The 12,739-nt window shown below is 70.6% G+C and carries 11 protein-coding genes; 4 read left to right on the forward strand and 7 right to left on the reverse strand.

The genetic code is table 11. The features are described 5' to 3' along the window. Positions 1-15: 15 nt before the first annotated feature. Positions 16-285, reverse strand: coding sequence for a glutaredoxin family protein (locus tag ACGGCP_RS13555; RefSeq protein WP_392965526.1), 270 nt, complete (start codon positions 283-285; stop codon positions 16-18). Between the two features lie 110 nt (positions 286-395). Between ACGGCP_RS13555 and ACGGCP_RS13560 the strand changes: the two genes are divergently transcribed. Continuing rightward, on the forward strand, positions 396-1,259 hold the full coding sequence (locus ACGGCP_RS13560; protein WP_392965529.1) for a deoxyribonuclease IV: 864 nt from the start codon (positions 396-398) through the stop codon (positions 1,257-1,259). On the opposite strand, the gene ACGGCP_RS13565 is transcribed toward ACGGCP_RS13560, so the two are convergent. The 6 genes from ACGGCP_RS13565 to ACGGCP_RS13590 are packed head-to-tail and all read right to left on the reverse strand — an operon-like array spanning position 1,256 to position 9,477. After that, positions 1,256-2,455 carry an MFS transporter gene (locus tag ACGGCP_RS13565; RefSeq protein ID WP_392965532.1) on the reverse strand — a complete coding sequence of 400 codons (1,200 nt, stop codon included), beginning with the start codon at positions 2,453-2,455 and terminating at the stop codon, positions 1,256-1,258. The genes ACGGCP_RS13560 and ACGGCP_RS13565 overlap by 4 nt on opposite strands. Next, on the reverse strand, positions 2,452-3,672 hold the full coding sequence (locus ACGGCP_RS13570; protein ID WP_392965534.1) for an ATP-grasp domain-containing protein: 1,221 nt from the start codon (positions 3,670-3,672) through the stop codon (positions 2,452-2,454). Before ACGGCP_RS13570 ends, ACGGCP_RS13565 begins: the two co-directional genes overlap by 4 nt. Positions 3,673-3,688: 16 nt before the next feature. Next, positions 3,689-4,633, reverse strand: a complete 945-nt coding sequence (locus ACGGCP_RS13575) for a diiron oxygenase (RefSeq protein WP_392965536.1) — start codon at positions 4,631-4,633, stop codon at positions 3,689-3,691. Positions 4,634-4,635: 2 nt separating this feature from the next. Next, positions 4,636-6,369, reverse strand: coding sequence for a carbamoyltransferase (locus ACGGCP_RS13580; RefSeq protein WP_392965539.1), 1,734 nt, complete (start codon positions 6,367-6,369; stop codon positions 4,636-4,638). Between the two features lie 25 nt (positions 6,370-6,394). After that, positions 6,395-8,089 (reverse strand): carbamoyltransferase N-terminal domain-containing protein, encoded by a 1,695-nt coding sequence (locus ACGGCP_RS13585; protein WP_392965541.1) that lies wholly within the window; start codon positions 8,087-8,089, stop codon positions 6,395-6,397. Continuing rightward, on the reverse strand, positions 8,086-9,477 hold the full coding sequence (locus ACGGCP_RS13590; RefSeq protein ID WP_392965544.1) for an acetyl-CoA carboxylase biotin carboxylase subunit family protein: 1,392 nt from the start codon (positions 9,475-9,477) through the stop codon (positions 8,086-8,088). Before ACGGCP_RS13590 ends, ACGGCP_RS13585 begins: the two co-directional genes overlap by 4 nt. A 517-nt stretch (positions 9,478-9,994) precedes the next feature. Here ACGGCP_RS13590 and ACGGCP_RS13595 point away from each other — a divergent pair. Genes ACGGCP_RS13595 through ACGGCP_RS13605 form a run of 3 tightly spaced genes read left to right on the forward strand, consistent with a single transcriptional unit; the run spans position 9,995 to position 12,737 of the window. After that, positions 9,995-11,524 carry an anthranilate synthase component I family protein gene (locus ACGGCP_RS13595; RefSeq protein WP_392965547.1) on the forward strand — a complete coding sequence of 510 codons (1,530 nt, stop codon included), beginning with the start codon at positions 9,995-9,997 and terminating at the stop codon, positions 11,522-11,524. Then, on the forward strand, positions 11,521-12,117 hold the full coding sequence (locus ACGGCP_RS13600) for an anthranilate synthase component II (protein WP_392965549.1): 597 nt from the start codon (positions 11,521-11,523) through the stop codon (positions 12,115-12,117). The genes ACGGCP_RS13595 and ACGGCP_RS13600 overlap by 4 nt, the downstream gene beginning before the upstream one ends. Then, positions 12,114-12,737, forward strand: a complete 624-nt coding sequence (locus ACGGCP_RS13605) for a flavodoxin family protein (RefSeq protein WP_392965552.1) — start codon at positions 12,114-12,116, stop codon at positions 12,735-12,737. The genes ACGGCP_RS13600 and ACGGCP_RS13605 overlap by 4 nt, the downstream gene beginning before the upstream one ends. The last annotated feature ends 2 nt before the right edge of the window (positions 12,738-12,739 follow it).

Here is a 12,739-nt window from a genome sequence, read left to right on the forward strand (position 1 = left end):
CCCGGGCCCCGATGCTTACGCCAGGATCGCGAGCTCGCGGAGTTTCGCCTCGACCTCGGCGTTGCTCGGCTCGACGTGGTGCGTCCCGTCCGGGTAGACCACGACCGGAATGTTCTGGCGGCCCGAGATGAGCTGCGCCTCCCCGGCGGCGGCCGGGTCGGCCTCGAGGTCGACGTAGTCGAAACCGATCGCGAGCCCTTCGAGCTGGCGCTTCGTGCGGCGGCAGTCCCCGCACCACTCGGCCCCGTACACGCGGATCGCGGTGCCGTTCGCGGCGTTCGCCATGTCGTCTCCCCCTTCGGTCCTTCGCTAATGTAGGCGCCTGCGGGCGCGTACGGTAGGGCAGAAGCCGCGAAACGCCCGTGACTTGGCAGTCACCGACGGAGGGGGACCAGGTGGGGTCGGTCAAAGGTGCGACAGGGCACAAAGTCGGCGCGCACGTCCCCGTGGGCGGCGGGCTCGTCAAGAAGGGCCTCGTCAACGCCGAGGAGTACAAGGTCGAGACCCTGCAGGTGTTCCTCGGCTCCCCGCGCGGCTGGGCCCCGCCCAGCGTCAACCCCGTCGACGCCAGGCGCTTCCGCGACGAGTGCGCCGAACGGGACTGGCCCGTCTTCGTGCACGCCTCCTACCTGCTCAACCTCGCCTCCCCGGACAAGGACGCGGTGCAGAAGTCCGTCGAGCACCTGCGCCTCTCCCTGGCCGCCGCCGGGCAGATCGGCGCGCAGGGCGTCGTCGTGCACGCCGGGTCGTCGAGGGACGGCGACCGCCCCGCCGCGCTCAAGCGCCTCAAGAAGGTGTTCAAAGAAGCGCTCAAAGGCGCGCCGAAGTCCGTCCGGCTCCTGGTCGAGCCCACCGCCGGAGGCGCGAACGCCATGGCCTGGACCTTCGAGACGACAGGCGAGTACATCGACGCCGTCGGCATCGCCGAAGTCGGCCTGTGCTTCGACACCTGCCACCTCCACGCCGCCGGGGAGGACCTCGCCGACCGGGACGGCCTCGAAGCCTCCCTCGAAGCCCTGAACGCCCGCATCGGGTCCGGCCGGATCGGCCTCATCCACTACAACGACAGCAAGGACCCCAGGGACTCCCGCCGCGACCGCCACGAGATGCTCGGCAAGGGCATCCTCGGCGACAAGGGCCTCCGCGCCGTCGCCGCGAGCCCCGCGCTCGCGGGCGTCCCGCTCGTCGTCGAGACCCCGACCCAGGCCGAAGACGTCGCCCACGCGAAGAAGCTCGTCAAACAGGCCGCCAAGCTCTAGACCGGCGAAGGCTCGCGCACGCCGCGCCACATCAGCAGGAACGCGACCAGACCCAGTGCGGCGCACATGATCCACACGTACGCGTGCTCCACCTGGAACAGGTACGTTCCCACGGTCGGCCCGAGCGCGTACCCGCCGATCTGCGCCGTCGTGATCGCCCCGATGTAGCGGCTGCGGTGCCGGTCCGTGGGCGCGGCCAGCGCCGGGTACGCCACCACCGAAGGGGCCGAGACGATCTCACCGAACGTCCACACCAGCACCCCGGCGAAGAACACCCAGATGCCAGCCGGGACGCCGAACAGCGCCAGGCCCGCGCCGATGAACAGGCTGCCGAACGCGATCGTCGTGCGCATCGGCAGCCGCTGCGTATAGCGCGTCACCGGCAGCTCGAACGCGATCACGATGGCCCCGTTCAACGTCACGATCGTCCCGTACAGCCACGCCGGATGCCCCTCGCTGAGGATCTGCAGCGGCAGCACCGCCTGGTACTGCGACTCGATGAACCCCGTCAGGAACATCGCGACGATCACCAGCGTGTACTTCGCGTCCTTGAAGACGTCCCGGTAGCCAACCGGCTCGGCCTCGGACTCCTTCTCGCTGTCGCGCACGTCTGGCAGCAGGAACAGGGCGATGAGCCCGAAAGCGATGTGTGTCAAGGCGTTCACGACGAACATGAGCGCGAACGAGTGGGTCAGCAGCCACACGCCGAGCATCGGTCCGAGCGCCGCGCCGACGTTGAGGCCCAGGCGCGCAGCTGCCGAGACCATCACGAGCCGCCGCGCCGGGGTCAGCGCGGCCATCATCGCGGCGGCGGCTGGCCGGTACATCTGCCCGAACAGCCCGGCCGCGAACGCGAGCGCGACGAGGACCCGGTAGTCGTCGGCGAACGCGACGCCGAAGACCGCGAGTCCTGACAGGAGCATCGACCCGACGATGACCCGCTTCGCGCCCCACCAGGCGGTGACTGTGCCGGAGGCGAAGCTGCCGACGATCGAGCCGATGCCGAACACGGTGAGGGCGAGGCCCGCGCTGGCGGGGGAGTGGCCGATGTCGGTGAGGTAGAGGGTGAGGAAGACGGCGATGAAGGTGCCGGTGCGGCTGAGGGCGATGCCGACGAGGAGGGTGATGACGGAGGGCGGGAGGCGGCGGAGGGTGGACCAGACGCCGTCCGTCTCGGTCTCGGTGTCGCTGCTCATGCGACCTGCCGGGGCGTGCACTCGAAGACGGTGTCGGCTTCGGCGCGGTCGAGGACGGCCTGGCATTCGTTCGCGTTGGCGCCCATGGCGATGAGGCAGCCGTAGCGGGCGATGTAGCCGTCAGGGGGCATGAGGAGTTCGTCGCCGGGTCGGCCCAGGGTGATGGTCTCGAGTTCGCCGGGGCGCGAGGGCGGGAGGGCGATCTTGTCGACGGTGGCGCTGACGGGCGGGACGAGGAAGCGGATGGCGGCGTGGCGGTCCTGCCCGTGGGCGAGGTCCGGCCGTTCGCCGAGGGCGAGCCGGGTGCCCACGCGGCCGGAGTCGATGCCGTTGGCCAGCTGGCCGAGGTAGGGGATGAGGTCGCCGCCGAGGCGGCCGTTGATCTCGATGAGGACGGGGCCTTCGGGGGTGAGTTTGACTTCGGTGTGGGTGCTGCCGTGCCGCCAGCCGACGGCGTCGTGGGCGGCGGCGAGCATGGCGGTCAGCTCGGGGTCGTCCAGGAGCGGGTCGTGCGGGTCGACGGTGTGGCCCATCTCCTCGAAGTACGGTTCGGGGCCGATCTGCTTGCGCGCCAAGGCATACGGCAGGTACTCGCCGTCGATGACGGCGGCGTCGACGCTGATCTCGGGGCCGGTGAGGTACTGCTCGAGGAGGAGCGTGCCGTCGTTGCGCATGCCGGCCTGCTGGGTGCGGCACGCGGCGGCGACGGCCGTGTCCAGGTCCCCGGGTTTGTCCACTTTGATCACGCCTTGGCTCGCGCCGAGCGCGATCGGCTTGACCACGAGGGGGAAGCCGATCTCGGCGGCGGCCCCGGTGCCGTCTTCTCCGGGTCGCAGGACCCGGAAGCGGGGCTGCGGGATCCCGGCTTCGGTGAGGGCGTCGCGGGTGGCGGACTTGTCGCGCACGGCCCGGACCGCCGCCGGGTCGGGCCCGGGGAGGCCGAGTTCGGCGGCGGCCTCGGAGGCGGCCTGGATGGCGGCCTCGTGCCAGCAGAACACGCCGAGTACGCGGTGTTCGGCGGCGACCTCGCGCACGGCAGCGAGCGCCGCTGCAGGGTCGAACACGTCGCACACCGTATGCCCCGCAAGGTACTTCGCCTGCCAGGTCGGCTCGGCCGGGTCGAGCGCCCACAGCGGCGGCCCGTCCTCGGCCGCGGAGGCCAGCAGGTACTCGCGGAACAGCTCGTGCCCGGTCCCCATGATCAGCAGCAGGTCCATCGTCGCTCCATTCTGGTCAGGGCAGGATGAGTCCTTGCTCGGTGAACGCGTCCCGAGCGCCGGGCTGGTCGAGGACGCCCACTTCGTCGAACAGCCGCAGGGTCTTCGCGGCCGAGTGGCGGATGCCGGCCAGTACCCGGTCGCTGGAGAAGGAGTCGGCGAGGACGTCCTTCACCTGCGTCTCGCTCAGCCCGGTCGACAGGAGCGCGTCCCGGGCCGGGTCGGTGGCCGGGCGCAGGGACCGCAGCACCAGCGGCGGCAGGTAGTGCGCGACCCGCTGCCGCAGCGGCGGTTCGAGCTGGCTCCACAGGTGCTTGAAGAACGCCGAGAAGAACGCGTGGTGGCGGCCCTCGTCGATCGCGTGCTCCCGCACCGTCTCGCGCATGATCTGGACGACGCTCTCGTCTGGAGGGATGTCGGAGAGGATCGAGGTCACGAGCGTCTCGAACACGACCACCTGGAGCAGTTCGACCAGCCTGCGGTGCTGCGGGAACTCCTCGCCGACCGCGTCGAGCCCTGCGATGAACGGACCGAAGTCGTAGTCCAGCGCCGGGATCCCGGAGCGGTTCACCAGCTGGTGCTGCACGTCGAGGCTGTACAGCGAGTGGTAGCCCTCGTCGACGACGATCTTGTACGCGTCCATGCGGGTGGTCTCGTGCAGGTGCAGGCCGCTGGAGCCGTCCGCGATCTTCTGCGAGGCGCGCACGACCACCGCGACCTCGAAGTGCATGGTGAACCGCAGCCACTGGTAGGCGTGCTGCGCCGTCAGGTAGCGGCGCAGCACGGGGTCGCCCTGGTCGACCAGCGGGTGGTCGAGGTGCGGCACCAGGTGCTCGGGGAAGAACGCCTTGTGGATGTCGTCTTCCGTGTCGATCATCTTGCGGTGCTCGGACCTGACCCCCGCGCGCTCGTACCAGTTGCGGAACGCCTCGATGCGGGGCATCGGCGCGTCGGCGAACACGGCTACGCCCGCGCGGGGTGGTCGGCGGGCAGTTCGCGTCCGGGCTTGCCCACGAGGTACCCCTCGATGTAGAGGTGGTCGATCTCGGTGCGCGCGAACGTCCTCAGCGCGTCCTCCGGCGTCTCGACGATCGGCTCCCCGTTGTCGTTGAACGACGTGTTGAGGACGATCGGCACGCCCGTGAGCTCGCCGAACCGGGAGATGAGCTCGTGGTACCTCGGGTCGCGCCCGGCGGCGACAGTCTGGACGCGGGCCGTGCCGTCCACATGGGTGATCGCGGGCAGGTCCTTCCGGCGGTCCTCCCGGACCGAAGGCACGAGCAGCATGAACGGGCTCTCGCCCCGGAAGTCGAACCAGTCCTCGACGGCCTCGGCGAGCACCGAGGGCGCGTAGGGCCGGAACGGCTCGCGGTGCTTCACCGTGTTGTTGAGGTAGTCGCGCACCTGCGGGTGGCGCGGGTCGGCGAGGATCGACCGGTGGCCGAGCGCGCGCGGGCCCATCTCGGAGCCGCCGTCGACCCACGCGACGATCCGGTGCTCCGCCAAGAGTCCGGCGACGTCGGCGATCGGCGCCTTCCGCCACTCCAGGACGCCCTCGTACTCCTGCAGCGCTTCGAGGACCCGCTCCTCGGAGTACCGCCGTCCGTAGGCGGCCGTGGTCATCTCGCCGCGTCTTTCCTTGCCGCCCTCCAGGATCTGGTGCCAGCCGTACAGCGCCGCGCCGATCGCCACGCCCGAGTCCCCGGCGGGGGCCGGGATGAAGACCTCCTCGAACGGGCCCTCGGCGAGCACCCGGTGGTTGGCCACCGAGTTGAGCATGACGCCGCCGCCGAGGCACAGCCGCGTCGCCCCGGTGCGCCGGTGCGCCTCACCGGCCAGGTGCAGCATCGCCTCCTCCAGCTCGTCCTGGACCTTGCGGGCCACGTCCTTCGCGAACCGGCAGTCCCATCGTCGCTCGGTCAGCGACTCGAACTCCGCGCCTTCGTCGGCGAGGATGTTCTTCCAGATCTGCTCCAGCCCTTCCTGGGAGACGGTGATGTCGAACCCGTCGAAGGTGAGCCACCGCCCCCAGTCGGGCCTGGGCTCGCCGTACGGCGCGAGCCCCATCGTCTTCCCCGCCTCCGGGTAGCCGCCGCACTCGAACACCCCGAAGTCCGGCGTCCCGTACCGCGTCGTGAACCCGAGCTTCGCGGTGAAGAAGTCGTAGAACAGCCCGAGGCTCATGTCGGAGTAGTCCACCGGGTACTCAGTGGACGCCACCCGGGTGATCTCGACGCCGTCACCGGTGAACAGGGTGTGCTTCTCCACCATGCCCTCCGCCGAGCGGCTGCCCGCCTGGTCGACGATGAGCACCGCCGCGCTCTCGAACGGCGAGGTATAGAACGCCGTCGCCGCGTGCGCCAGGTGGTGCGACGGGAACGGGAACGCCCGCACCTTGCTCTTGTCCTTCAACGGCAGGTCCCGCAGGATGCGCGGCACCGTGCGGTCGCCGAGCGGCCGGTTGCCGACGATGAGGTCGACCTCGTCGACGCCGATCCCGGCCGCGTCCAGGCAGTACGCGATCGACTTGATGGGGATGAGCTTCGTCAGCCGCTCGAAGTGGCCCTGGATCAGGAACCCCTCCGAGTGCTTGATGCGGTCGAGCCGCTCCTCCTCGACCGCGGCGAGGACGACGCCGTCCTTGACGATGGCGGCCGAGCGGTCGTGGCTGAGGTTGACGCCGAGGATGTAGGTCATGCTCGCTCCAGTTCGGGGTGGTGGGTCAGGCGCTGTTGCGGCGGTAGAGGGTGCCGTCGCTCCAGACGAGGTCGACGCGGCCCCAGGCCGCGGCGGAGGCGACGTCGGGGAAGAACCCGCTGCCCTTGAGGTTCGCGCTCGTGTTGCACAGCACCGGGATGCCGCTCACCTCGTAGTACGACTCGAGGATCCGGCGCACCGCGCCGTCCCCCTCGCCCACGGTCTGCAGCCGCGCGGTCCCGTCGAGGTGCACGATCGCCGGGATCCGGGCCTTCCACTCAGGACGGACCGCGTGGTCGAACAGCATGTACGGGTCCGGGTTCCCCGGAGAGAACACGCCAGGAGCGTGCTCCTCCAGGCAGATCGGGGCGACCGGCCGGTACGGCTCGCGGTCCTTCACGTCGTTCAGGCGGTCCTTCATCTTCGGCGAGGTCGCCGGGGCGATGATCGACCGGCCGCCGAGCGCCCGCGGCCCCAGCTCCGCCCGGCCGTCCAGGACCACGCACGGCTCGCCCGTGCGGTGGAGGATCCGGCCGAGCTCGGCGGCGTCCACCGCGGCACCGCTCCACCCGGCCGGAACCTCGGGCGTCGGCTTGAGCGCGGGCCCGAGCCGGACGTCCCATGCGACCGGCGCGGCCGGATTGCTCCGGCCCAGGGCGGCGGCGCCGATCGCCGAACCGGAGTCGTTGGGAAACGGCGGCACCCACACGTCCGAGAACTCCTCGAGCGCCCGCAGCCGCGAGTTCCACTTGATGTTCAGCGCGCACCCGCCCACGAAGCACAGCGGCCACGGGCCCGCGCCCCTCCACTCGCGCACCTTCGCCCGCAAGTGCTCCGTGAGCAGCCGCTCCAGGAACACGTGCACGCTCGCCAGCACGTCCGCATCCGAGGCGCCCCGCACGATCCGCTTCACTTCCCGGAAGTAGTGGTGCAGGTAGTCCAGCACCGGCTCCGAAGTGGACCCGAACCCGCCGATCGCGTGCCGGTACCCCACGGCCACCGCCGAATCCCCGGTGAAGTTCTCCTCGTACTTCTCCCGCAGCACCGCGATCACGTCCTCTTTCGGCGTGCCGAGCGCGATGTACGCCATGAGCTTGCCCGCCACCGACAGGTCCTCGTTCACCGACGCGGGCTTCTCGTCCCAGTGGAACGGCCCGAAGTGGTGCGCCGCGACCGCGTACGTGTGCCCCGTGAGCGGGAACAGCGCGCCGCCGTTCGCAACGGTCCCGTCGGGTTCGACGTGGTACAGCCGCGGGAAGCTCCCGCCGTCCCACACCAGCACCAGCGCCGGCTCCCGGCGCTGCCCGAACGGGCTCAGGCCGTACGCGCTGGCGACGTGCCCGGCGACGTGGACGTGGCTGGTGTACGGCCGCGCCTTGCCCGCGATCGGGAGGGTCCCGTCGAAGCCGGGCTCGAACAGGTCCGGCACGGCCTCGGTCTCGCGGTAGGGCGCGAGGTGGAGGAGGACGGGCTCGCCGTCGGCTTCGAGGCTCACCTGCCCGTACTTCGCGCCGTCCCAGCCGTCCACGACCCAGCGGTCGACCATGTCGGGGGTGTAGCCGAAGTCGGCGAGCAGCTCGGCGACGACGGCGAGGTCGGCGACCTGGCCGTGCCTGGGGCCGTTGCCGATCTTCTCCATCTCGACGCTGAAGACGAGCCGGTCGCCGTCGACGAGCGCGACCGCGCCGTCGTGCGTGAGTTTCAGGCCGCAGACGATCATGAGTCGGTCCTTCGCGATTCGTGGCCCTTGGCGAGCAGGGATTCGAGGTTGTCGAGCACGTGGTAGGAGTCCGCCACGAGGGCGTCGGCGGAGGCGGCCCGGAGCATGAAGATGCCGCCGTAGCCGAGCGCGCCGCTCGTGAGGTCGTAGGCGGGCATGGGGGTCCCGGCCGGGATGCACAGACCCGGGACGGCGGTGACCGTGGTGCCCGGGTCGACGATGCCAGTCCAGTCCACTAGGGACTCGTCCCAGACGGGGTGGTCGTCCCACGGCCGCCCGGCCGAGTCGGTCGCGATGAGCGACAGCGACCCCGCCGCGCCCGTGGCGTCCAGCTCGGTGAGCATCCGCTCGGGCGGGTCGATCGGCTCGCCCAGCAGCGCGTCGGTGAGCATCCCGACGATGTCGACGCCGAAGCAGTGCTCGATCTCGGCGGCGACCATGACCCCGCCGAGCCGCGCGGCCGACTCCAGGACGGAGAGCCTTCCATCAGCGCAGAGCTTCAGCTCGGTGTGCGTGCCGCAGTAGTCGAGCCCCAGCGCGTCCACCGCCTCGCGCGCCACGCGCTCGATTTCCCGTTGCGCCGCTTCGGGAAGCGCGCACGGCGCGAGGTTGCTCAGCTCCGTGAACGGCGGGATCGTCGGGATGCGCGAGGTGATGCACACCGGGTGGTACACGCCGCCCGCGACGATGCCCTCGACGCTCAGGTAGTCGCCGTAGCCGCTCCCGGCGTCCCACCAGGACTCGGTGCTCGACTCGATGACCTCCTCGACGAGGAAGTGCGCGTCGGCGTTCGCCACCTGCATCTCGGTGTAGCCGCGCTCGCGGGCCTGGATCATGGCCTCGTTCGCCTTGGCCCACGCCGGTTCGACGTCGGCCTCGGTCTCCAGGACGAGCTGTCCGATGGCCCCGGCGCCCCACGCGTGCTTGAGCAGCATCGGGGCGGTCAGCTCGCGGAAGGCCCTGCGCAGGTCCTCGGCCGAGTCGACCGGGCGGAACCGCGGGACGGGGACCCCGGCGTCCTCCCAGACCTGCCGCATCCGGCGCTTGTCGCGGGAGTTGACGGCGCCCGGTCCGGCGCCGCGCAAGCCGAGCCGCTCGGCGGCCTCGGCGACGGCGATGACCGCGTACTCCGAGAGGGTCAGGATCGCGTCCGCGCCGATCCGCTCGGCCTCGTCCACGATGAGGTCGACGAGGTCGTCGCCGGTGCGCTCGTCCTCCCAGTGCGGCGTGACCGATGCGCAGTGGGGAATCCACAGTGGCTCGGTGTGCTGCGGTGGCGGCTTGAGCGCGAGTACGTGCAGTTCGCCTTTGGCCGCGATTTTCGGAAAGGCGTACTCGAGTGGTGCACCGCCGCGCGAATAGACGAAGAGCACCTTCTTTTCAGGCACAGTCGTATCCCTACTGTGATAGCGAGAAGAACGCAGGGGGAGGAGGTCCGGCCCGCTTCCGCGCGGGTCGGCTATGGGGGTATCGGATGCCGGGAGGTGACACGTCGTGTCGGACCGGTGACGATCGTATGAGACGCGAGGGTCCCTGTCAAGCACGCCCCGGAAAGCGATTCCACAGTGGCTCGAGTGCACGACCTGCGAATACCGTGACTCGATGAATCCATTGTGATCGGAATCGACTCACAAGTCGTCTGGCGTGATGTGCGCTCCGCGCTCGGTTGTCCCGCTGAATGGGACTATGGTCACTGTCACATTTCGATGGGCGACAGTGGATGATCATGCCGCTGAGCACGGAGATCTGGACCGTGCGGCACTTCCGGAGACGGACCGGCATTCGCATCAGCGACCACATTGCATACATCGGAACCCAATCGACACAATGGCATGGGAGCGCTACCCCCTGCATTGCGCATTCCGGTGCTAACCTGTGCGCCACCCCCATGAAAGGGCCCCTCAGATGAGCGCAGCGGCTGACCGTCCCAAGATCGAATTGCGGCACTTCGAATGCGAGGCGGCCGACCCCTTCGCGTCGTTCATCCGGCTGCGGGCGGCCGAAGGCGAACAGAACGTCTTCCTCTTCGAGTCCCTCGCCGGGCCCGCCGCCGACAAGACCCGCGCCATGATCGGCGCGACCCCGCTGCTCGACGTCGTCGTGCGCGACGGCGTCCTCGAACTCGACGGCCGCGGGCCGTGGCTCGCGTGGGCGCTCGAACGCATGAGCGGCTTCCCCGGCGCCCGGCCCGAGGGCGAGCGGTACTTCCGCCTCCACGACCGCACCGGCCTCTGGGAGGCGCTGCGGCACTTGGAAAGCGGCCTCGACGTCGCCGGGCTCGACGCGGAGCGTTTCGGCTTCGGGTTCGTCGCCCTCCTCAGCTACGACGCCGTGACCTACATCGAGACCCTTCCGCGCCTCATCGAGGCGCACGACCGCGTCCCCGACGCGGTGTTCCGGATCTACCGGTCCGTCATCGAGATCGACCTCGTGCGCGGCGCCGCGCAGCTCACCGTCGCCGACTGCCCTGAGTGGAACGACGCCGACCCGGCCGCCGTGCACCGCCGTATCGCGGCCGCCCTCGCCGCCGGGCCGGAGGCTCCGGCCGCGGTCCCCGAACCGCCCCTCGGCGACGTCGAGCCCGAACTGACGATCACCCCCGAGTCCTACGGCGAGCGCGTCGAGCGCTCCCTGGGCCGCATCCGCGCCGGGGACATCTACCAGGTGCAGATCGGCCACGAGGTCCGCATGCGCGGCAAGCGGTCCGACCTCGACGTCTACCTGCGCATGCGCGCCAACAACCCGTCGCCGTACATGGGGTTCGTGCCCTTCGACGACCTCACGCTCCTGAGTGCCAGCCCCGAGCTCCACGTCCGCATCGAGGCGTCACGGCTGACCATGCGCCCCATCGCCGGGACGGCCCGGCGCGGAGGGAGCCTCGCCGAGGACGAGGCCCGCGCCGCGCGGCTGCGCGGCGACGAGAAGGAGATCGCCGAGCACATCATGCTCGTCGACCTGTGCCGCAACGACCTCGGCCGCGTCGCCGAACCCGGCTCCGTCGAGGTCGACGACCTCATGAACGTCGAGACGTACTCCCATGTGCTGCACCTGGTCTCGACCGTCACCGCCGACCTCGCCGAGGGCTTCGACGCCTACGACGTCATCCGCGCGACCTTCCCGGCCGGGACCATGACCGGCGCGCCGAAACTGCGCGCCATGGAGATCATCGAGGCCACCGAGACGAGCCGCCGGGGCATGTACGCGGGCGCGTTCGGCGTCGTCGGCTTCGGCGGGTTCACCAACCTCGCCCTGAGCATCCGCACCATCGTCGCCACCGGCGACGCCTACACGGCCCGGGCCTCCGCCGGGGTCGTCGCCGACTCCTCGCCCGAAGGCGAGTGGCGCGAGACCCTCGCGAAGCTCGGCTCCTCGATCCACGCCGTCGTCGGCCACGACGCGGCCACCGACTCCGCACCGAAGGGCGAAACACGTTGAAGGCCTTGCTCATCGACGCGTACGACAGCTTCGCGCACATCATCTACCAGTATCTGCGGGTCCTCGAGATCGACACCGACGTGATCCGCTCCGGCGACATCGACCCCGCCGGGGCCCTCGCCCACGACGGCGACTTCGTCCTCCTCGGCCCCGGACCCGGCACGCCCGAGGACTCCGGGCACGTCGAGATGGTCCGCGCCCTCGCGGGCGTCAAGCCCGTCCTCGGCGTCTGCCTCGGCCACCAGGCCATCGGCGTCGCCTTCGGCGCGAAGGTCCGCCCCGCCCGCCACCTCATGCACGGCAAGACCAGCCCGATCGTCCACGACGGACGCGGCGTCTTCGCCGGAGCGCCGGAGCCCTTCAGCGCCACCAGGTACCACTCGCTCATCGTCGTCGAGAACTCCCTTCCCGAAGACCTCGAGGTCACCGCCCGCGCCGCCGACGACGGCTACATCATGGGCCTGCGCCACCGCCGCCACCTCGTCGAAGGCGTCCAGTTCCACCCCGAGTCGATCCTCACCGAGTCCGGCATCGGCCTCTTCGCCGGATTCGCCGCCGCAGTGAGCGATCAGCGCGCGGAGGCGCGCGCATGAGGGTCCTGACGATCAACGGCTCCGAACGCTCGCGCGGCTCCACCTGGCTCGCCGTCCAGGCCATCACCGAACGCGCCCGCGCGAGGGGCTGCGAGACCCACGAAGTCGACCTCGCCGAGAAGCGCGTCGTCCGCTGCGACTGCGGGCGCTGCAACTCCCGGCCCGACCCGTGCCCCGTGGACGACGACGTGGCCGGGATCGTCGGCGACATGATCGCCGCCGACGCGGTCTTCCTCGCCGCGCCCGTCCACGGCTTCGGGCTCTCCTCGCTCATGCAGACCTTCGTCGAGCGCGCCGGAGTCGGCCACCTGCGCTTCGAGCGGCCGCTCACCAACACCATCGGCGCGGCCGTCGTCGTCGGCCGCCGCTACGGCCACCTCGACGTGCACGCCCAGCTCCTGCACAACCTCCTGTTGAACCGCTTCATCATCGTCGGCAGCGGCTTCCCCGTGACCCTCCACTCCGGAGGCGAGCAGGGCGTCCTCTCCGACACCGAGGGCATGGAGGCCCTGCACCGCACCGTCGACCGCATCATCGACATCGGGACCGCCCTCGCCGAGTCCGGGACGCGCCTGCCGCGACCGGCGCAAGTGGAGCGACGGGTCGGAAGGACGAGCTGACC

This window comes from Glycomyces sp. NPDC048151, from assembly GCF_043202775.1.
In the GTDB taxonomy this organism is placed as follows: domain Bacteria; phylum Actinomycetota; class Actinomycetes; order Mycobacteriales; family Micromonosporaceae; genus Glycomyces.